Origin of the sequence: Halopseudomonas sp. Lyrl_26, assembly GCF_051948695.1 — a bacterium.
GTDB classification, from domain to species: domain Bacteria; phylum Pseudomonadota; class Gammaproteobacteria; order Pseudomonadales; family Pseudomonadaceae; genus Halopseudomonas; species Halopseudomonas formosensis.
The window spans coordinates 161416-181468 of record NZ_JAYJLH010000004.1; the positions used below are offsets into that span (position 1 = coordinate 161416).

The 20053-nt window shown below is 54.6% G+C and carries 22 protein-coding genes; 4 read left to right on the forward strand and 18 right to left on the reverse strand.

What is annotated here, in order from left to right:
• Positions 1-85: 85 nt before the first annotated feature.
• From VF673_RS07660 to VF673_RS07675, 4 genes are all read left to right on the forward strand, one after another.
• Entirely contained in the window at positions 86-1714 is a 1629-nt protein-coding gene (locus tag VF673_RS07660; protein ID WP_440291491.1) for an acyl-CoA synthetase, read from the forward strand.
• Between the two features lie 162 nt (positions 1715-1876).
• Entirely contained in the window at positions 1877-3253 is a 1377-nt protein-coding gene (locus VF673_RS07665) for a solute carrier family 23 protein (protein WP_440291492.1), read from the forward strand.
• A complete protein-coding gene (locus VF673_RS07670) occupies positions 3250-4512 on the forward strand; it encodes an OprD family porin (protein ID WP_440291493.1) in 1263 nt (420 codons plus the stop codon). The genes VF673_RS07665 and VF673_RS07670 overlap by 4 nt, the downstream gene beginning before the upstream one ends.
• A gap of 49 nt (positions 4513-4561) precedes the next feature.
• A complete protein-coding gene (locus VF673_RS07675; RefSeq protein WP_440291494.1) occupies positions 4562-5428 on the forward strand; it encodes an MBL fold metallo-hydrolase in 867 nt (288 codons plus the stop codon).
• Positions 5429-5460: 32 nt separating this feature from the next.
• Here the strand turns inward: VF673_RS07675 and VF673_RS07680 are convergent, their stop codons facing one another.
• From VF673_RS07680 to VF673_RS07765, 18 genes are all read right to left on the reverse strand, one after another.
• Positions 5461-6051: a hypothetical protein gene (locus VF673_RS07680; RefSeq protein ID WP_440291495.1), complete on the reverse strand. Its 591-nt coding sequence runs from the start codon at positions 6049-6051 to the stop codon at positions 5461-5463.
• 16 nt (positions 6052-6067) lie between these two features.
• The gene (locus VF673_RS07685) at positions 6068-6385 is read right to left on the reverse strand and encodes a hypothetical protein (protein WP_440291496.1); all 318 of its coding nucleotides are present in this window, start codon (positions 6383-6385) and stop codon (positions 6068-6070) included.
• A gap of 379 nt (positions 6386-6764) precedes the next feature.
• The gene (locus VF673_RS07690; RefSeq protein WP_440291497.1) at positions 6765-7412 is read right to left on the reverse strand and encodes an FMN-binding negative transcriptional regulator; all 648 of its coding nucleotides are present in this window, start codon (positions 7410-7412) and stop codon (positions 6765-6767) included.
• Positions 7413-7460: 48 nt separating this feature from the next.
• Entirely contained in the window at positions 7461-7925 is a 465-nt protein-coding gene (locus VF673_RS07695; RefSeq protein ID WP_440291498.1) for a GNAT family N-acetyltransferase, read from the reverse strand.
• Complete coding sequence (locus VF673_RS07700) at positions 7918-8289, reverse strand: DUF805 domain-containing protein (protein ID WP_090536334.1); 372 nt, start codon at positions 8287-8289, stop codon at positions 7918-7920. The genes VF673_RS07695 and VF673_RS07700 overlap by 8 nt, the downstream gene beginning before the upstream one ends.
• Before the next feature lie 174 nt (positions 8290-8463).
• Positions 8464-8790 (reverse strand): hypothetical protein, encoded by a 327-nt coding sequence (locus VF673_RS07705; RefSeq protein WP_440291499.1) that lies wholly within the window; start codon positions 8788-8790, stop codon positions 8464-8466.
• A 169-nt stretch (positions 8791-8959) separates the two neighbouring features.
• A complete protein-coding gene (locus VF673_RS07710) occupies positions 8960-11515 on the reverse strand; it encodes a bifunctional diguanylate cyclase/phosphodiesterase (protein ID WP_440291500.1) in 2556 nt (851 codons plus the stop codon).
• 347 nt (positions 11516-11862) lie between these two features.
• Positions 11863-12006: a hypothetical protein gene (locus VF673_RS07715; protein WP_440291501.1), complete on the reverse strand. Its 144-nt coding sequence runs from the start codon at positions 12004-12006 to the stop codon at positions 11863-11865.
• A 36-nt stretch (positions 12007-12042) separates the two neighbouring features.
• Positions 12043-12249, reverse strand: a complete 207-nt coding sequence (locus VF673_RS07720) for an NMCC_0638 family (lipo)protein (protein WP_440291502.1) — start codon at positions 12247-12249, stop codon at positions 12043-12045.
• Between the two features lie 38 nt (positions 12250-12287).
• Positions 12288-13292 (reverse strand): DUF4238 domain-containing protein, encoded by a 1005-nt coding sequence (locus VF673_RS07725; protein WP_440291503.1) that lies wholly within the window; start codon positions 13290-13292, stop codon positions 12288-12290.
• 104 nt (positions 13293-13396) lie between these two features.
• Entirely contained in the window at positions 13397-13759 is a 363-nt protein-coding gene (locus tag VF673_RS07730) for a 4-fold beta flower protein (RefSeq protein ID WP_370589739.1), read from the reverse strand.
• Positions 13760-13857: 98 nt separating this feature from the next.
• On the reverse strand, positions 13858-14343 hold the full coding sequence (locus tag VF673_RS07735) for a hypothetical protein (protein WP_320332105.1): 486 nt from the start codon (positions 14341-14343) through the stop codon (positions 13858-13860).
• A gap of 125 nt (positions 14344-14468) precedes the next feature.
• Positions 14469-14864 carry a hypothetical protein gene (locus tag VF673_RS07740; RefSeq protein ID WP_440291504.1) on the reverse strand — a complete coding sequence of 132 codons (396 nt, stop codon included), beginning with the start codon at positions 14862-14864 and terminating at the stop codon, positions 14469-14471.
• A 53-nt stretch (positions 14865-14917) separates the two neighbouring features.
• Entirely contained in the window at positions 14918-17035 is a 2118-nt protein-coding gene (locus tag VF673_RS07745; protein ID WP_440291505.1) for a DEAD/DEAH box helicase, read from the reverse strand.
• Positions 17026-17883: a HamA C-terminal domain-containing protein gene (locus VF673_RS07750; protein ID WP_440291506.1), complete on the reverse strand. Its 858-nt coding sequence runs from the start codon at positions 17881-17883 to the stop codon at positions 17026-17028. The genes VF673_RS07745 and VF673_RS07750 overlap by 10 nt, the downstream gene beginning before the upstream one ends.
• A 111-nt stretch (positions 17884-17994) precedes the next feature.
• Positions 17995-18369, reverse strand: a complete 375-nt coding sequence (locus tag VF673_RS07755) for a hypothetical protein (protein ID WP_417501994.1) — start codon at positions 18367-18369, stop codon at positions 17995-17997.
• A gap of 96 nt (positions 18370-18465) precedes the next feature.
• Positions 18466-19011: a hypothetical protein gene (locus VF673_RS07760; RefSeq protein ID WP_440291507.1), complete on the reverse strand. Its 546-nt coding sequence runs from the start codon at positions 19009-19011 to the stop codon at positions 18466-18468.
• A gap of 95 nt (positions 19012-19106) precedes the next feature.
• On the reverse strand, positions 19107-19721 hold the full coding sequence (locus VF673_RS07765) for an AbiV family abortive infection protein (protein WP_440291508.1): 615 nt from the start codon (positions 19719-19721) through the stop codon (positions 19107-19109).
• Positions 19722-20053: the final 332 nt, after the last annotated feature.

Below are 20053 nucleotides of genomic sequence, written 5' to 3' on the forward strand. Positions count from 1 at the left end.
GACCCCAAGAACCGGAAGGATGCCGTCTCGATAATGGCATTCTTTCTAAACAAGAGCTAATAAAACGCCATACAGGATAAGTGCCATGTCCATCTTTCAGGAAGGCCTGCCGGCCACCGCCGTCAACCACACTGCCCTGTCGCCGCTGACCTTCATCGAGCGCACCGCCAGTGTTTATCCCGACTATCCCGCCGTGGTACATGGTGCCGTGCGCCGCAACTGGGCCGAGACCTACACCCGTTGCCGTCGCCTGGCCTCCGCCCTGAAGAATCGCGGCATAGGCAAGGGCGACACCGTCGCCGCCCTGCTGCCCAACATTCCGGAAATGCTCGAAGCCCACTTCGGCGTGCCCATGATCGGTGCGGTGCTCAACACCCTGAACGTGCGCCTGGACGCCGAGGCCATCGCCTTCATGCTGCAGCACGGCGAAGCCAGGGTGCTGATCGCCGACCGCGAATTCCATGACATAGTGCACTCGGCCATCGGCATGCTCGACCATCCGCCGCTGGTGATCGACGTCAACGACCCCGAGTACGGCGAAGGTCAGCCCACCAGCGAGCTGGACTACGAAGCCTTCCTCGCCGAGGGCGATCCCGAATTTGCCTGGCAACTGCCGGATGACGAGTGGGACGCCATCAGCCTCAACTACACCTCCGGCACCACCGGCAACCCCAAGGGTGTGGTCTATCACCACCGCGGCGCCTTCCTCAACGCCATGGGCAACCAGATGACCTGGAACATGGGTCAGCACCCCGTCTACCTGTGGACCCTGCCGATGTTCCACTGCAACGGCTGGTGCTACCCCTGGACAGTCACCGCCATGGCCGGTGTGCACGTGTGCCTGCGCCGGGTCGACCCGCAGAAGATCCTCAACCTGATCCACGACGAGCAGGTCACCCACATGTGCGGCGCCCCCATCGTGCTCAACGCGCTGGTCAACATGCCTCCGGAAGCCAAGGCCGCCATCGACCATCCGGTCCACGCCATGGTCGCCGGCGCAGCGCCGCCGGCCAAGGTCATCGGCGCGGTCGAGGCAATGGGCATCAAGGTGGCTCACGTCTATGGCCTGACCGAAACCTACGGTCCCGTGACCATCTGTGCCTGGCACAGCGAGTGGGATGAGCTGCCGCTGGAGGAGCGCGCCGAGATCAAATCCCGTCAGGGCGTGCGCTACCCGACCCTGGAAGGGGTCATGGTCGCCGATCCCAAGACCCTGCAGCCGGTGCCGAAGGACGGCCAGACCATCGGTGAGATCTTCATGCGCGGCAACACCGTGATGAAGGGCTACCTGAAGAACCCGACCGCCACCGCCGAAGCCTTCGAGGGCGGCTGGTTCCATACCGGCGACCTGGGTGTGTGGCACGAGGGCGGTTACGTGCAGATCAAGGACCGCCTCAAGGACATCATCATCTCCGGTGGCGAGAACATCTCCACCATCGAGGTCGAAGGCGTGCTCTACCGGCACCCGGCGGTACTGGAGGCCGCAGTGGTCGCCAAGCCGGATGACAAGTGGGGCGAAACACCCTGCGCCTTCATCACCCTCAAGGCCGGCCAGCGGGTCAGCGAGCAGGACATCATGCGCTTCTGCCGCGAGCATCTGGCCGGGTTCAAGGTGCCCAAGGACGTGGTCTTCCTCGAGCTGCCGAAGACCTCCACCGGCAAGATCCAGAAGTACGTTCTGCGCGAATGGGCCAGCCAACGCCAGGCCAGCTGATCCGCTGAACACCTGAATACCCCGCAGCCCGCGCTGCGGGGTGGCGGGCGGCCAATCGCCGTACCGCGGCAACATTTCCTGTTTCACAACAACAATAAGCCGACGTCCGTCAGGCCGGGCGCTCCTGCCCTGCACCCGGCGTTCGGCCAGAGGAGTGTTTACATGCAAGTCTACAAGCGCGCCCACGGCGCAGAGCAACCCCACTGGCCCTGCGGTCCCTTCAAGATCCGCCTGCCCTTCATCCACTACCGCTGGGAAGCGGCCGAAATGCTCCAGGCGCTGATCATGTTCGTGGTCAGTCTGGGCATGATTCCCCTGCTGCAGACCTACCTGGGCCTGCCCTACGAGGTCGCCCTGGCCTATGTGGTGGTGTGTGGCGTCGGCTTCATGCTGCCGGCCCTGCTCGGGGTGCCCTTCGTCCCCGGCTGGATCACCCCGGGCATTCCGGTGGTGCTGCTGTTTCTCGGCAACTTCGAACCGGGGCCGGAGGCCATCCAGGCGCTGTTCGCTCTGCAGTTCCTGGTGTTCGTGATCTTCCTGTTCCTCGGCATCACCCGGCTCGGCACCGTGCTGGTGCGGCTGATCCCCAACTCGATGAAGGGCGGCATCATCATCGGTGCCGGCATCGCCGCGCTGATCGGTGAGATCGACGCTGGCGGCCGGCTGGCCAACACCCCGGTGTCCCTGGTGCTGGGCAGCCTGATCTGCCTGTACCTGATGTTCTCGGTGTCCTTCCAGGGCCTGACCGAGCGCTTCCCGCTGGCCCGCAAGGTGGTCAACTACGGCATGGTGCCGGGCATCCTGATCGCCATCTTCGTCGGCATCGCCACCGGCGAGTACGCCATGCCCGACATCCAGTTCGGCATCACTGCGCCTGCCTTCGGCGAAATGTGGAACTACCTGCCCTTCAAGGTCGGCTTCCCGGATGCCCAGGTGTTCATGCTGGCGGTACCGACCGCAGTGATCGCCTACGTGATCGCCTTCGGCGACATCATCGTCGGCCAGTCGCTGATGCAGCGCGCCGATGAGCTGCGCACCGACGAGGTGATCGAGAACAACATCGACCGCGTGCATCTGGTTACTGCCATCCGCAACGCCCTGCACGCCTTCTTTGCGCCCTACCCCGGTCTGGCCGGGCCGCTGTGGACGGCTGTAGCCGCCACCATGGCCGAGCGCTACAAGTACGGTCGCCAGGCGATGGACTCCATCTACAGCGGCGCCGGCACCTTCTGGATCAGCGGCTTCCTGGCGCTGTTCATCCTGCCGCTGGTGAGCTTCTTCCAGCCGGTACTGCCGATCGCCCTGTCGCTGACGCTGATCCTCACCGGCTACATCTGCCTGATGGTCGGCTTCGAGCAGCTGCAGAACAACACCGAGCGCGGCATCGCCGGCACCATGGGCGTGGTACTGGCAGTCTACGGCGCGGGCTGGGGCCTGGCCGCCGGAGCCGTGCTGTACATCCTGGTGGAACGCACCCACCTGCTGAAATTCCGCAGCGTCAGCGACGTCAAGACCACCAGCCAGGAGGGCGCACAATGAACCGACTCAACCTGACCAAAGGCATCGCCATCGCTGCCGCCCTGCTCGGCGGCGGCCTCGGCACCCTGCCCGCCCAGGCCGAATTCTTCGAAGACAGCAGCGCCAGCCTCAGCCTGCGCAATCTGTACTTCAACCGCGACTTCCGCCACGCGGCGGCGACCCAGAGCAAGGCCGACGAATGGGCCCAGGGCATGCGCGCCGAATGGCACTCCGGCTTCACCCCCGGCCGCCTTGGCCTGGGTGTGGATGCCATCGGCCTGCTCGGCATCAAGCTGGACTCCAGCCCCGAGCGCAGCGGTACCGGCATTCTCAAGCGCAGCACCAGCGACGGCCGCGCCATGGACGAGTACGGCGAGCTGGGCTTGACCGCCCGCCTGCGTCTGGACGGCCATGTACTGCGCCTGGGCACCCTGCTGCCGTCCCTGCCGCTGGCCATGCACAACGACACCCGCCTGCTGCCGCAGACCTTTCGCGGCGCCTGGCTGCAGAGCGATCCGTCAGCGCCCCTCAAGCTGGACCTGGGCCGCTTCGACCGGATCAACCTGCGCGATTCCTCCAACCATGAGCGCATGACCCCGGTCATGGGCGGTGCGCGGAACGTGCAGCTCAACGCCGCCGGCATCGACGCCAGCACCTTCGACTTTGTCGGTCTGAGCTGGCAAGCCAGTGACCAGACCAAGGTCAGCTGGCACGTCGGCGAGCTGGAGGACATTTACCGCCAGCACTATCTGACCCTGGGTCACAGCTGGCAGCTGGATAACGGTCACCGCCTGAATCTGGATCTGCGTCATGCCGACTCCAGCGACGCCGGGCGCAGCAACATCGACAACCGCATGACCAGCCTGGGCCTGAGCTACCAGGCCGGCATGCACCGCTTCAGCACCAGCTACCAGCACATGGAAGGCGACACCGGCTTTGCCTACATCAACGGCACCGACCCCTTCCTCGCCCACCTGGTGCAGATCCAGGACTTCGCCAACCGCGACGAGCGCAGCTGGCAGGTGCGTCATGACTACTCCTTCGCCGATCTGGGTCTGCCCGGTCTGAAGCTGATGAACCGCTACACCCATGGCCACAACATCGAGCATGCCGGTGGCCGCGGCAAGGAATGGGAACGCAACACCGATCTGGTCTACGTGATCCAGAGCGGCGCGCTGAAGAACCTGTCCCTGCACTGGCGCAACGCGACTTATCGCAGCAACTACGCCACCGATATGGACGAGAACCGGCTGATCATCGGCTATACCTTCAATCTGTAACACGCCCCGGCCGTTGGGTTAGCCCGGCGGCCGGCCAAGGAGAACCCCAATGCGTACTTTCACCACCCTCGAAGGCAACAGCCAGCGCCTGGACGGCGGCGCCATGTTCGGCAACGCCCCCAAGGCCCTGTGGTCCCGCTGGGTCGACACCGACGAGCAGAACCGCATCGCTCTCAGCTGCCGGGCCCTGCTGGTGCAGGAGGATGACCGCAACATCCTCATCGAGACCGGCATAGGTGCCTTCTTCTCACCGCAGATGAAAGAGCGCTACGGCGTGGTCGAGGACAATCACGTCCTGCTCGACAGCCTGAAGGAAGTCGGCCTCAGCCATACCGACATTAACGTGGTGGTGCTCACCCACCTGCACTTCGACCACGCCGGCGGTCTGCTCACCGCCTGGGAGGAAGGCAAGGAACCGGAACTGCTGTTCCCCAACGCCACCTTCATCATCGGCGAACGCCACTGGGCCCGCGCCCGCCGCCCCCACCCAAGGGACCAGGCGTCCTTCATCCCCCAGCTGATCAACCTGCTCAATGCCAGCGGTCGGGTGGAACTGATCAAGGACGGCCAGCAGTCCCCCACCCTGGGCAAGGACTGGCGCTTCAGCTTCAGCGACGGCCACACCCCCGGCCTGATGCTGCCCGAATTCAACATGCCCGACGGCCCGGTAGTCTTCCCCGGCGACCTCATCCCCGGCGCCCCCTGGCTGCACCTGCCCATCACCATGGGCTACGACCGCTTCCCCGAAACCCTGATCGAAGAAAAGGAAGCCCTGCTCAACGACATGGTCGCACGCAACGGCAGACTGGTATTCACCCACGACAGGGACATTGCCGTGGCCTATGTAGAGCGGGATGAGAAGGGCAGATATACGGCGCGGCTGCCGCAGGGGAATGTGCGGAAGGTGGCGATGTAAGGAGGAAAATGGGGTGCTCCGGGAGACAGGAATTATGGCCCGGCTCGATCCCGTATCCTCAGGCCAGCCAACAGCGCATCGGCAAGAGAATCACTGCCAGCAACATCGAGGTAATGAACAAGGTCGTCGTCGAGAATGAAAAAGGCGTGGTAGCGCTCACCACCGGCTCGCGTCTGCGAGTAGGTGAAAAGGTCCGTACCGGCAAGCTGGTAATGCCTGGCATCTATGCAGCCGGACACCATGGCGCTCCATACCGCATCAGCCTCTGCCCGATCAGCACTGGGGGCGTCAGACACATCTTCTCTGAATACCAGACGTACGAAGTCCACAAAGGGGAGATCACTGGACTGGTCTTCACGGAGCTCCGACGGCGCCATCCAGCGATGGGACAGCGTAGCGCCATCGGCGAATTTGACGATCAGCATTTCCGGAAGATGAGCAATGGTCTCCGCCGACTTGCCGAGATCAAGCGCCAGCCTCCCCTTCCCGGCGAGCAGCAGAGTCTGCCCTTCAGCCGCCTGAGCGGCGGGCAGACTGGCATCTGCAACAGAATCGCGACAGCTTTCCTGGCCGTTAGCGGCGAAGGTAGTTATCAGCAATAACAGTCCAACCCAACGATACATGCCCTGATCTTCCTATTCACATGTCCGGCTGCGAACGCCCGCTGCGCTCATAGGCCGGCTGGTCATACCGATCGTAATTGATCACAGACTCCTGCCAACGTGCCTCACCCTCCTGGCGCCGTTCCTCGATGCTCTTGCCGAACACATCGAAGTGAATACGCTCCATCACCCTGCCCAGCTCCGCACTGGTGGCAAACCCCATGAAAACCGCACCCTGCATAAATCCTTCCAGACGATGGCGATCCTCAGCTGGCGGTTTGTAGCCATCCCGTGAGGCAGAAAAGTAACGGCGCAGACGGCGCTCGATCTCAGCCAGATACGGTTCTTTATTCACGTTAATTGTCCTCGTTGGTCGAAGTATGCCTACCAAACAAATATTTTCATCACACACAAGATCAGAAACACAACGACCAGCCCAACCCACCCCAGGAATCGAGTAACTGGAACCGGTGAGCTTGGGTTGAGTTCGGGAAAGAGAACAGCGGCGAGGGACACGAGCGGCACGTAGCCGAACAGCAACCCCAGCCGCATGGAGGTTACCTTTAACACCGGCGGGATAAACAGATAAGTCGTCAGATAGATTGCTGAGAAAATTATCGCAAAAACGGCACTAGCCTCGAATGACTCATGCCTGCTCCAGACTACATATAGCGAAGCCAGGATCAAAAGCATTATCGACTCAAACACCTATGTAGCCCTTATTCAGTAACCGCCTACCGATCAGCAGGGCGTGTGGATTCAAGAAATGGTGCCATTGCCTGCGCCTGCGACCCATCAGAGCTCTCCAAGCCACGTCTGACACCTTCCCGGTTTCTCTCAGGCTGATTCTGGCTGGCCTTCAGCTTTCCAGTCAGGGTTTCGATTGTTATCTCCACACCCACGATCGCATCGAGCAACCGCTCCGTAAACTCGGCAGGAGCATCATCTACCGACCACGGGGCGTCCATGGCCGCTTCATGCCGATCTGTCAGGTCTCTCACATGGCGCGCCAGCCAGTCGCTGTCCTCCACGATCCGTGCCGCTCCCTGCACATGGACGGCCAGGTAGTTCCAGGTCGGAACAACCCGGCCGGTTTCTGCCTTGGTTGGATACCAAGAAGGCGATATGTAGGCATTCGGCCCTTGAAACACCGCCAGCACCCACGCTCCGCCCTGCACCCGGCGCCAGATCGGGTTGGCACGGGCCAGATGACATTGCAGGTATCCAACAGCGTCTTCGCCGCCACGGATCAGATGAAAGGGAACATGATTGACCTCGATTCCCGCTTCGTCAGCCACTACCAACATGCCGAAGCTGTAGTTATCTATGTATTGCAGGAGCCTGTTCTGGTCTTCCTCGCGGAAGTGTTTGGGGACGTACATTCGATTGTGCTCCTGGTCAGGCTGTACGGTTGGGAAATGGTCAGGCAATCAAAGCAATGACGACGGCGCCAACTCCCAGCACTGTTCATTACGAACAAACCCCAGCTTCGGGTAATAGCCCACGGCCGCGGGGGCACTGATCAGGCGGAGTTTGCAACGTGGGCCCAGTGCACGCTGGGTCTGGCGGATCAGTTCCCGGCCGATACCGCTGTGCTGGTAGGCAACATCCACCGCCAGGTCCGACAGATAACAGGCGTAGTGAAAGTCTGTCATCGAGCGGGCGATGCCGACCAGCTTGTCTCCATCCCAGGCGGTAACAGTGAGGTTGGCATGCTCGAGCATGCCTTCAATGCATTCTTTGTCATCCACCGGCCGCCGCTCGGCCAGAGTGGATCGTGTCAGCACATCAATGAACTGGTCAGGGCTGATTGGCTGGTTGATCCGGTACTCCATTCCTCGTCCCCCGGTCAGCGGCGGGCATACGCCCGCCCGCTGCAGCGCCTTGTCAGGCAATCACGTCTTTCGGATTGGCTCCGTACTGGTTCTGTCCGGAATTGCTGTCCAGTACCAGGAACACCAGCAGTACGATTGCACCGATAAGCGGAACCAGTGCAATCAGCAGCCACCAGCCGCTGCGGTCAGTATCATGGAGCCGGCGTACTGATACGGCCAGACTGGGAATCAAAACGGCCAATGCATATATTCCACCCAGCAAGCCCATTCCCGTTGCCTCGCTGAAAGTACCGGTAATACCGTCGAAGAAAGCCAGAACAATACTGATGATGGTATTGAACAGGACGAAGTACCAGTACTCCTTTCTTCTGGCCCGTCCGCTGAATCCCGCATAGTTTTTCAATACTTCCATATACCAATTCATACCATTTCCTTTTTTCCCCGAGGTTAGCTGATCAGAAGGCAGCGGGGCACTCTGCCGTCTGACGTGAAGCTGAGTGGCGAACCGCCGGAGCTGTATACCAGGCAAGGGGAGCCCTTACGCTCGTTACGCGGAATGCCCGAATGGCCGCCATTAGTACGCAGGCTGGTGTGAATCTCAGCCCATGGCCAGCCCGAGGAAGAGAATGAAAAGCGTGATCAGCAGCGCCGTAGCCGAGAACACGACTCCCAGGATGGCAAAAATCTTCTTGCGATCCTTTTGAATGAGGCCACCTATACCCAACCCAAGTGCCAGGAGCTCGGCACCCAGGAAAGCGAACAGGAAAAGACCAATGAGAACGGCGGCAATGGATTCCTCATCCATTCCCCCGGGTGTCGACACTTCCAGGACCCCGGCAATTATGACCAGCAGGAAGATGAGAACCCCTGCGACTATGCTTGTAACAAACGACGCGATCCCTACCCCTGAATGCTTCACTTCCATTGTGACCTCTTGTTCTATTGACGCCTGTAGTCTTAATCAACACTGAGTATCAGAGTGTCTGATTCAGCATATTAAAGCGGCCGCTTGATTAAGGGAACTTGGGGAAGCACACCTTCGCCAATGGCTGCATTCCATCGCCCTGTCCCCTGGCTCAACAGGTGCTTCCCGGCTATACCTGCTGCGCTCTGTTCATGCCCTGCTCTGCCATCCAGGCGGGCAGCGCCTGCGGCGGCATCGGCTTGGCGAACCAGTACCCCTGCACCACCGGATAGCCCTGGGCTTGCAGGATATCCTTCTGCGCTACGGTCTCGACCCCCTCGGCAACCACGGTCAGGCCCAGGCTGGTGCCGATTCCCAGGATGGCAGCACTCAGTGAGCGGGCCATGGGGGCATGCTCCAGATCAGCGACAAAGCTGCGGTCCAGCTTGAGTTCGGTGATGGGCAGACGCCTCAAGTAGCTCAGACTGGAGTAGCCGGTCCCGAAGTCATCCAGGGACAAACGCACACCCAGGTCATGCAGCCGCTCGATCGTCTGCAGGGTGGCGCTGTGGTCTTCCAGCAGGGTGCTTTCGGTCAGCTCCACGTACAGGTCCGATGGCTGCAGCCCGTGGCGTTCCAGTATCTGCTCCACGAGAGTCGGCAGCTCCAGGTTGTGAAAGTTGGAGGCCGAGAGATTGACCGCCACCGCAGGCACGGCCAGCCCCTCCCGCCGCCACTGCGCCAGCTGCCCGCAGGCCTGCTCCAGCACCCAGCGGCTCAGGGGGCCGATCAGACCGCATTCCTCGGCCAGGGGTATGAAGCGGTCAGGCGGAATCGTCCCCAGGGTCGGATGCTGCCAGCGCGCCAGGGCTTCGAACCCGTGCAGGCGCCCCACCGCCAGTTCGATCTGTGGCTGGTAATACAGCTCCAGACCACCGCTCTGCAGCGCCTCCCGCAGCGCTATCTCCAGGGCAAGGCGCTCCTCGGCAGCGCGGCTCAGCGACAGACTGAAGAACCCGACCCGCCCGGTCCCGCCGCTCTTGGCCTGATGCATGGCCATCTCGGCCCGGTGCAGCAAGCTGGTAATGACGTTGCCGTCCTGCGGATACATGGCCACGCCCACGCAGACGCTCAGATCCACCTGGGCTTGGGGCAGCTGCAGCGGGCGCATCAGATGGGCCTGCCAGCGCTCGATCAGGGAACTGACTTTTTCCTCGGCATCCAGCAACGACGCCACCACAAACTCGTCACCGTGAAGGCGCCCTGCCACGCCGCCACTACGCACCAGATTCCTGATGCGAGCGGCCACCTCACGCAACAGCGCATCCCCATCGGCATGGCCGAAGGAGTCATTGATATTCTTGAACCGGTCCAGATCCAGATCCAGATACAGGATGGCGACGTATTGGCCGGTCTGCTGTGCAGTGTCCAGCAGCTGCGCGATCTGCGTTTCCAGCAGACGGCGATTGGGCAAACCGGTGAGCGCGTCATAGTAGGCCAGCTCCTTGATCCGCTGGCGCGCCTGTTCCCGCTCCATGGCCAGGGCGCACAGGTCCGTACACGCCTCCACCAGCTGCTGATGGAAACTGGAGGCCACGAAGGGGCCGTTTTCCTTGTAATAGAAGGCGAAGGTACCCAGCACCTTGCCGTCTTTCTGCAGGATGGGCGTCGACCAGCAGACCTTGTAGCCCAGCGGCCGGATCAGCGCCTTGAAATCGGCCCACAAGGGATCGGTCTCGATGTCCGTCACCAGCACGGGCTCCTTGCGCCAGGCGGCGGTACCACAGGAGCCCACCGTCGGGCCGATCGCCACACCATCGAGCTGGGAGGAATAGCTGAACGGCAGACTCGGGCTGGCCAGCGGATGCAGCAGGCCCTGTTCATCGACCTGCAGAATGGAAGCGCAGACCTCCGGCGCCACACGCTCCACTTCCTCGCACACCACCTCCAGCACCCGCATCAGTGGCAGGTCATGGGACATGGCCTGCAGTGCACGGTGGTGCAGCACCTCGTGGATCTTGGTCTTGGTGATATCCAGCAGTACCAGCACCGTGTACGCCCATTTCCCCTGGGCATCCATGACCGGGTTGCAGATGATCTTGCCCCAGTAACGCCGACCGCCCTTGCCCGTGACCACCTCTTCCATCTCGACGGGAATGCCCCGGCGCAAATCGGCGCGCACACGCTCGAACAGCTCCACGGGTGTCTGCTGCGCCAACAGTTCCAGTGACTTGTGGTCCTGGATTTCACTCAGAGTCCAGCCGAACATGCGCTGACAGCCGCCGTTGCTGTAAACCACCCGGGAATTGGAATCGGTGATCAGGATCGCCGCATCAGTGGAGTCAGCCACCAGTGACAGGCGCCACAGGTGATCCTGCCGGGCCAGCTCCGTGCGCTTGCTCTGGGTAACGTCGGTGGCGACCATCATGATGTGGGTAACAACGCCCTGCTTGTCCCGCACCGGGGCATACAGGGCCTCGAGCCAGCGATGATTGCCATCACTGCCCACACGCTCCACCACCCCGGAAAACTCGTGACCGGCACAGAGTGACTGCCACATGGCGTCGTACTCCGGGGTCTGAACCATTCCCGCCGGGCATAACTGGGCATGCTGCAGCCCCACCAGATCCGCTGGGGTCAAATGCAGCAATGCCTGGAACTTGGCATTGGCGGAGATCAACTGCCCATCCAGAGCAAAACCCGCCAGCGCCAGTGCCTTGTCAAAAGCACTCCAGCGAAGTTCCAACTGTGCAGCGGTATCAGCGCTAGCGGAGGAAGAAGGCATGTTAGAACTCCAAAATGGTCGGCTGCTGGCATCCATTTCCCAAGGCGCTCCAGCTCCCGAATCAAACCGATCCGGATGCACTGGAATCAAACATCAAACCTCGCCGGTCAACCCGGCAAAACTACACCCCCAACCGCGCAAGGGCAAACTCGCCGACACCTGAGCAATACATAGACCGCCCCGCGCGAAACGTCGATCTCCACTCCCGAATAATAGACGCAGTACCCTAAGCTTGAACCTGGGCGGTCGCGGAGGGAGCAACAGACAGCATGAACAGCGTCCTGCGCTGTGCATAGGGAGCAGACCACTTAGGCGATGGTCTCAACCACACCATTGGACTCGGTCTGCCGCTGCTCGCGCGTCACCTGCATCACTTCCACCTTAGGGCGAGCCTGTACATCTGAGTTGGCCACAAGATTGATGAACAGTTCCTTCACAGCCTTGGTATCCATCCGGCGCCCATGGACTGCACGAAAGTTCGTATCGTCCTACAGGATCAGCACATAGGTGCCATGCCGGTCCGGCACCGGCCACGCCTGCCCCTGGCGACCGACCAGAAAGTGAACCGCCTTCTCCGGCGGCAACTGGGGAACAGACTGCAGCTGCTGGCGCAGTGCATCAAGGTTGGGTAAATGCCGAAAACAGGTGGTAGCAAAGATACCGCTTTGATTAACGCCAGTGGTAATGGGCGCCAACGGAGCGCAGCGTAGTTGGCGTCCCGTTGACCACCTTGTTAGTTCACAGTCGGGCGCAACCCCGTTCTGTAAGAATCATCCGCCTCTATCATTTGCTTTACTAAGCCGAACCTGTCCTCTTCACAAAATATGTACTGCTCTGCAAACCTGACCTGTAAGCTATTCAAAAATTTCGTGTTATCAGAGGTGGTTATGAAGGCCTCACCTTTTTTAAACGCATTTGCATAGTCAACGATCATTTTTGGGTTTTTTACGTGTATAAACTGACTGATATCGTGATCTACAATAAACTGCAACTGTTCTCTTGCTTGGAGCGCTCTCTGCTCATGTGACGGGCATACGAAAGCGAGAGTCAACCTGCTTGATATAGGCAAGTGAATTTGAATGCCTCGGACGGCCAAGCCTAGATTTCCCCAAAATCCCATATCTACATCGTTATGCAGAGTCACTGGGTTATCAGATATATAATAAGGATCTTTTTCGCTAGTTTTGTATAGAATCCAGCTTTTATTCAGTATATGTTCGGCGTGGTCTGCATGCTTCAAAACCGTCTCAAGAAAGAAATTTTTAAGATCTGAGTGGTCTTGGCTACCTATCAGGTTCGGAAGATCTTCAGGCTTTGCCCCCATGTTCAGTAAGCGATCACCAAGACCGGTTACAAGGGCTTTTATAGACTGAAGACCATGGTATGTTCGCGCCTTCTGAATAACTACAAATACAGCTAGTTGTATCCTTTCGTCGTTAGTTAAGGAGCTTAGACTTTCTTCCTCGATGACCTTCCTGATCGCAGATGATGCTTCTGACTCGATTTCACCTAATATAGGCTCCAAGCTATGCTTATCAGGATGGTTTTCAAGATTGTAAAAAGAATTACGTGTAGATGCGTCGTAAACAGACTGGATATAGGAACGCTCAGACTGCTTATCGTAGGTATATAATTTTTTGGCCTTGCCCCCCTTCTCAAACCCGAAATTATCGAGGAGGAAGCGAGGGACCGTATGCTGTTTTTTGACCTCAGTTGTCAGCTTTAAGTCTTCGGTCATTACTGAACTGCCCTTGATGGTAGATGAACTAACGCCCGCCATAAACGGCGCGAGGAACGAGTGTCCGGCGACCGAAGGGAGCGAATTTGATGGCTTGGTTAGGTTTATTGACCATTTATTAATGCCTCCCAGCTTGTGGAGCTAAAACTACCAGCAGGTCTTGCTGGGCTTGCAGGAGTGGCAGGTGTTGCTGGAGTAGCAGGTGTTGCCGGAGTGGCGGGTGTCGCTGGGGTGGCAGGCGTTGCTGGCGTTGCACCGGGCGAGCTACCCCTCAAAAATGCCACAGCACCCGCACGCTTGTCCCTGAAGATTCCATTAATAAAAAATCCAATATGGCGACTTTTGTTTGTAAATAAGCCGTTACCTCTTATAAATGCAACAAATCGCATGCGAGTATTGAATACATACCCTCGCTCTTGGTTTAGCCATCCAACTAGCGAGCAGCTTTTATCGAAAATTGGTTCCATTTTTTCCTCTCAGCTCTTAAACCTAACGCCCGCAGCATGCGCGGCTTTGGAATGGGGGCGAAGCCGCCATGGAAAAGACGTCGCCGTGCCTGCGATGGTTATACCGATTCATACTCACTCGGATGATTGAGCTCACGCTTTTTCCCCTTGAACGCCTCGTAAAGCGCCCGATGGCGACGGAGACCGTATTCGTCTGAACGGGTGTCGTAGGCAGCTACCCATTCGATTAGATTTTCCAAGTTTTCATCCTGCTCTTCTTTCGAGCTGAATTTCTCTGGCTCCCAGGGGCGCGCGCGACAATGAGCGATACAAATCTCAACTCCGGGGTTCAGAAAAATGAGTTCGTCACACTCGCACATAATCGGCTCGATGATGTCTGCGTAACAGCCTTCAATTATCCAGCTCTCATTATGGGCAATAAAAAGCCTTACATCCGCGATGCTATCTTGGATCGGGCGCCGCTGCGCCCCATTGTGAAATGCCACTTCATCAAGAGAAAGGCGAGCGGCTGGCTGTTTGGCAATTAATCTCTTTGAGAGAGTGCTTTTACCAGCACCGGCATTTCCAAGAAGTATCGTTCTCACCTCGCTGTTCCTTCCTCGGTATAACGCCTGCATAAACGACGGCTTTTGCGCAGCGAAGCGGAGAAAAAGCCGTCCGGTGGAGGGCCATCGGCCCGGAACGAATTTAATGCAATTGTTAAACGTTTTTAGCCTGCCGCCTGGTACCTCTCATACTCGGAAACCAGAAAAGGTGGGCCGACCAATAATAGAAAACAAAGCAGGTAACTGCCGATGCTGTCGCCACCTAACGTGGCAATGCGATATATCAAAAATGGCAGAACCAACGCACAATATCCAACCATCCACAGCTTCAGCAGGCCATGCCGACCGATGAAATCCCCAAGCGACTGTTGCTCAGCTCCGTAGCCTCTCCAATTCCTGATCTCAGGGTTTAACAGCGGCCACAACGAAAACAAAACCCCAAGGACCAAACCGGTCTTCAGGCGATACTCGTGCGGTAGCTGAAATACCACTGCGACAGCCACCAGCCACACGCAGCCGATGACCCAGTTTTTAACCATAACTTTCTGGGCTGAGGTCATAGACGTTTAACGCCTGCATCAGGTGCGCCGTAAGCGTCACCTGGATGCACTTGTTATATTCCGTATGCGGCTCTCTCTAAGAAGCTTTTGATTACAGGATCTTCTATTTTTGAAGTGTCAACCGCTGATAGGCGATTTAGAGCTTCATCTAAGTCTCCATCGGTGGACAGATAATCCTCAATTAATGCAGATATTTCTATTGGAAGCCCATACTCTTCTAGAGCGACTATGGATGAGTCATAGAAATAGTTCTCAACTGAGGAGGCATAAGCTGTGTATTCGCACTCGTAATCAATTTTGTGCTTTCTCAAGTACTCATTCGTGATAGTTTCAATTGCTCGTATTATTCTAGGGAAGTGAAAATTCGCCCAAAGCCTTTTAAAATCGAGCTCTTTCGTAATTATGCTTGTAATATCTGAGTCTGCATTATAATTGAGCCTGTCATTAACTATGTTATGGATAGTGGGCTTAGACATTAACTGGTTTATTTTGAAAGCAAGCTGTTTAGCTGAGCTAATACTTCTGTTACCAAGACTTTTACCATTAAAGTTGTTCCAAATCAGTGTACAGATGAAGGACAACTGCTCATAGTCAGGGTATCCCCTCCAGAGCAGCATATGACTCCAGTTCTGAAAATTTGCCTCAAGAGCTTTAGCAAAGTTGACTTGATCACTTGGATCTATCGTCTTATTTAATCTTATTGTTTCAAGCGACAAATGATCTTGCTCGTAGTATTTCTTGATCTTCTCTTTGCCTTTTTCAGTGAGGTCATTTTCATCAATATTTAATAGCAAAGAGTCAGGTGTATTCTCATCTTGATTGTATAAAGGCAGCTCTACAAGGGGGAGCTGATCTATTGGAGGTGGAGATAATATATACACATTTCCAACGAAATGCTTAAACATTCGACCACTTCTTCCTGAGATATTATTAAATGTAAATATATCTAGCTTCTTCCTGTTAATCGAATCATCATAACAGACTATGTTTTTTGCTGATGTATTAACACCTTCAATAAGCGTTGACGTGCATACTAAATATTTGATTTCACCCGAGTTAAATAAATCAACAATATACTGAGAAATTCCTCTTGGAATTCTCGCATGGTGAATGCCTACACCATTTTTTAGTGCTTTGGTAAGAATCCACTCTTCATGATAATTTTCAGAAACCCATGCCGCTAGCTCCCTAGCTTTATTGCCTGGTTCTGTTCTAATATTCTCATAGATTAACTCAGCTGCTTTGTTTGCTCTATCAGGTGAACTTGAGAATACAATAGTTGGCCCTTCGACTTTTTCACATATGTCAATTAGTGAGCCCTCTTTATCAGAGCCTGTGAAGTCATGTATCTCAGTAACAACTGTATTGTAATTGTATTTGACAAATTCAAACTTTACATTTTCAACAAATTCACCAGCCACACCATTTATGTTTGGCCCTAACATATAAAAATGTTCGCATTTTTTATAAAGCCTGTAAAAAGCCTCATTGAGCAATGCACACCTATTTCCACTGTCGGCCCAAGTACTTAATTTATAAAACTCATCAATCACAAAAAAATCAACATCACCAACAAAATCTTCTTCTATCACTCGCTCTTGAGTTAGAACATATATATTTTTGTCAGACGCTTCCTGTAAGGAATGGGTAATCACCTTATAGTTTTCTTTGAACTTTGAAAGCCGGCGTCTTGTTTCATCTATTAGAGATATAGTAGGAACAACAACTACTATATTGCTAAACTTTTGACTCGCTATTACCGCATCAATGATCAAGCTTTTACCAAAACTTGTTGGAGCACTAAGAACAACACTAACTCCAGACAAAAGCTTGTAGAAAATTTCAGCCTGAGGGCCATGCAGTACAGCTTCTGAGTCATTTCCAATGTCTGTTGTATGTGCAAAGTACGCTAATGCATCCGCAAGGGATAATTCATCTGAATTTAAGTATGGGAATAGCTTTAACTCCCTCAACAAATTATCAATTATTATTTTGCTTGAACCGAACAACTCATATTTTTCTAACGACCTTATCACTAAATTTTGCACTTTACTCACTGATTGGGAGTCCGCATTGTTGTATAAAGTACAAAGATTTTTTGCAAGCTCGAATGAGTTCCTTGAAATATAGTCGTCATCTTTAAGATGATTTTCAACTTCTACTAGTTCCATCTTTGAAGCTCTCCATGAAGTTTATCCTGGAGGTCTTTCTTTGACTTCAGGGGCAATAAAATTAGAACTATGTTGACTGATTTTGGGAGGTTTTTACTTCTAAAAGTATTCCAGTGCTCGTTTACTTCAGACGCAAAGTCCCGCTTGAAGTCATCTGTAACTCGATCATAGCTGTTTACAGTGCCACTATCATACGACAAAAGAACAGGAATGGTGACTGAATCAAATATCTCATCTAGTGAAGTATTATTATCTAAAAGCTTGCTTAATTTATCTGAGCTAGGCCAGCTTTTATCTATTTTATTTGTAATGGCTGAAAATTCATCTCTTAGATAGTCACGCTTCGTATGGTCATTTAATTCTTTTATGACATCTCGAATTGCACTCCCAATATCCTTATAAAATTTAACCTCTCCTAGCCAAAGTTCCAGCTTATCTTCTTTTGCAATTGTGTGAACACAATCAAATCCTTTTACTGTGTCATTCCTTGAATCTTTATAATGTATCTTACTTATAGCGGGAAATGTTCTAAATACATGGCGTATAACAATGTGAAGAAGTAGTTCACCAAATTCACCTCTACTTCCATATTTCTCTGTTTTATATATTGCTTTTGCCGCCTTCTTAATCAATTTTACAGCGTTGCCTGGGCCAAGTGATTTCCATTCACTATATTTCAAAGCAAATTCAGGCAACCATTCCATTACATGCTCTGCAAGTTGCTCACCTCTCCACTCCCCAAGTTCATATCCCGCACACATTGCAACTAACCAAGGTTCAGCCTCATATTGTTGGCACCTTACTTCTAAAAACTTTTCGGGATGAGGAGGAGTTACTCCATGAGACATGATCTTTCCTTCGTGAACTTACTCAAAACTTGAATTAGGAATTAACGCCCACCATAAGCGGCCGAGTGAAACGAGGTCCGGCGCACGAAGTGCGCGAAATTAATGGCTTGGTTATGCAATTTTTAGTGCCCTTCTCCAGCGGATAGCATAGAAAGCTGCGAAGCAGATGGCGGGCATGCCTAAAGGAATAGCGAAAACCAAAAATTTGAAGTTAATGATTACTGGCACCACAATGCCCATTGACCCAATACAAACTCCGACAATTATTTTTTTGCGCGAGCTCTCTTTTATTACTTGTTCCGTCAACACCCTTTGATGAAGATTTCCCATCCACCAAAGAGTGAACAATCCGACATAACCACATAGCAGCAGCGCAAGAAACGGAAGCAAGCTCACCGTCAACGACTCCAGTAGCAGACCTGTCAGGCCGAAAAGCATAAGGCAAGCGAACATGACGTATATTCTTGTAAGCCATTTAGCAATCATCAGCCTTCTCTACTGGTTTTGTATAACGCCTACATTTGCGGCTGGTTTGGAGCGCAGCGGAAAACCAGTCCGCCAACATGTACTTGTTAGGCAATTTCATTCACTCCACTTGGCCTTAATGTGTTTGCCAGTGCCCTTTCCAAAGCTCTTTCTATCGAGCATTTTTGCTTTAAACTCGAAGTCTTTGCTGATTTTCACGATAAGAAGTTTGCTGAAATTACCGGCTCGCTTCACTAGCACGGCATTGTCGGACTTAAATGGGCTAATTGTTTTTATTTCGACGAAATCGTTTCCCAATTTGCCATCGGAGCCTCGTGTATAAGGCTTATGCCTTTTGATTCCGTATTTAGCTTCACCGTATAGCTCGCCAAGCTCTCCATAAATTGGCAGATGCCGACCTGTAACTTCGAAGTAATTTCGGGCGGTTTCAACCAATTCATCTAGCAACTCCCAAAGCTCTAGAGTCGTAGGGTTCTTTGGCTCACTACTAGAATCCCAGCCCGCTTCATCGTCAATAAACTCCTCGATGTTATCCCAATCGCCATGCTCCCAAGGGTTATAGCCACAGGCAGCAGCATCCGCTATCTGCTCTGGGCTAAAACCCTCATTATGCATATCGTGCAGAAAGTCCCAGTCGCTCATATGTTCCTCTTGCCTAACGCCCCGCTAAACGGCGAGCGATAGCGAGTCCGGTGTAGGCCACGATTTTTGTGGCCGGAACGAATTTGAGCGGCTTGTTATGAATTTTGTACAGCACCAAACAGCTCACTCAACTGCTGCTCAATCAGCCCTGTGTGTCCGGTATAGCCCACTAGCCGATCATCACCAGCCTCAATGGCAAGCAGCAGTATTTCTCTTGCCTTGCCTCTGGAGATCAAATCACGCGGAGTGACGAATTGGCCATCAGAACGGCTGAAGTAAAGGGAATCTTCGCGAAGAGTACGAAATTCGCCATTTGCAGCCTCTTTCAGGAGCTCCTTACAGCGCTCTTGCCCAAGCGCATCCTCTAGCCGCTTGCCCATAAATACGGTGGGAAGAATTGCCATTTGATGTTTAGACGCATGATTGAATAGCTTATCGTTCCCTCGTTTCATTGGTTTGATACTTTTTTCTCTGCGGTACAAGCCTACTTCGGCTTTCGCGATTTCTTCGATTGCCGTAATAGCCAGGAATACCGCGGTTCCATAGGAATCACGCTCGAAGCAAGAAACCGCATCGCGAAGCAAAACCACTATATGATCACAGGCGCGATTGAAGTCCACGCCCTTCGATTCTTCGCCAAACACGAGTTCTCCGTTCTCGATGGCTATTCCAATTGCATCTAAACCAACGTTCTGCAGATCGGTTTCCATGTCTATTCCTAACAGTGATTAGACCGCATGCGGCACTAATACATAACAATGACTGCGGTATAACTCCGGTTCAACCAGAGCTATGCCTGCCATAAAACCCATAAAAATCAATAGATTACGAACGCAATGCCAACTTTACCCGTATTCGCTTGACTGCGTCTTTTCACAATCCATTACTACTGGATAAATCCGCTCCCCAGGCACGCTACCGCCCTACCCTTTTCGGCGGGCATGGCCTGGGTGGTTTATCAAAATTCGGAGAGACTGATGGCTGTCCTTGCCTCTGGGCGGGGATAACCGCAGTCCTTTGCCTGACCCAACCATAGTCGAAA

Bases quoted from the DNA above. Each gene is read 5' to 3' on its own strand.
- VF673_RS07670 (WP_440291493.1), top strand. From the start codon at position 3,250: ATGAACCGACTCAACCTGACCAAAGGCATCGCCATCGCTGCCGCCCTG.
- VF673_RS07740 (WP_440291504.1), bottom strand. From the start codon at position 14,864: ATGACCTCAGCCCAGAAAGTTATGGTTAAAAACTGGGTCATCGGCTGC.
- VF673_RS07700 (WP_090536334.1), bottom strand. From the start codon at position 8,289: ATGAATTGGTATATGGAAGTATTGAAAAACTATGCGGGATTCAGCGGA.
- VF673_RS07690 (WP_440291497.1), bottom strand. From the start codon at position 7,412: ATGTACGTCCCCAAACACTTCCGCGAGGAAGACCAGAACAGGCTCCTG.
- VF673_RS07725 (WP_440291503.1), bottom strand. From the start codon at position 13,292: ATGACCGAAGACTTAAAGCTGACAACTGAGGTCAAAAAACAGCATACG.
- VF673_RS07730 (WP_370589739.1), bottom strand. From the start codon at position 13,759: ATGGAACCAATTTTCGATAAAAGCTGCTCGCTAGTTGGATGGCTAAAC.
- VF673_RS07680 (WP_440291495.1), bottom strand. From the start codon at position 6,051: ATGTATCGTTGGGTTGGACTGTTATTGCTGATAACTACCTTCGCCGCT.
- VF673_RS07750 (WP_440291506.1), bottom strand. From the start codon at position 17,883: ATGTCTCATGGAGTAACTCCTCCTCATCCCGAAAAGTTTTTAGAAGTA.
- VF673_RS07715 (WP_440291501.1), bottom strand. From the start codon at position 12,006: ATGGATACCAAGGCTGTGAAGGAACTGTTCATCAATCTTGTGGCCAAC.
- VF673_RS07755 (WP_417501994.1), bottom strand. From the start codon at position 18,369: ATGATTGCTAAATGGCTTACAAGAATATACGTCATGTTCGCTTGCCTT.
- VF673_RS07665 (WP_440291492.1), top strand. From the start codon at position 1,877: ATGCAAGTCTACAAGCGCGCCCACGGCGCAGAGCAACCCCACTGGCCC.
- VF673_RS07705 (WP_440291499.1), bottom strand. From the start codon at position 8,790: ATGGAAGTGAAGCATTCAGGGGTAGGGATCGCGTCGTTTGTTACAAGC.
- VF673_RS07660 (WP_440291491.1), top strand. From the start codon at position 86: ATGTCCATCTTTCAGGAAGGCCTGCCGGCCACCGCCGTCAACCACACT.
- VF673_RS07765 (WP_440291508.1), bottom strand. From the start codon at position 19,721: ATGGAAACCGATCTGCAGAACGTTGGTTTAGATGCAATTGGAATAGCC.
- VF673_RS07745 (WP_440291505.1), bottom strand. From the start codon at position 17,035: ATGGAACTAGTAGAAGTTGAAAATCATCTTAAAGATGACGACTATATT.
- VF673_RS07760 (WP_440291507.1), bottom strand. From the start codon at position 19,011: ATGAGCGACTGGGACTTTCTGCACGATATGCATAATGAGGGTTTTAGC.
- VF673_RS07675 (WP_440291494.1), top strand. From the start codon at position 4,562: ATGCGTACTTTCACCACCCTCGAAGGCAACAGCCAGCGCCTGGACGGC.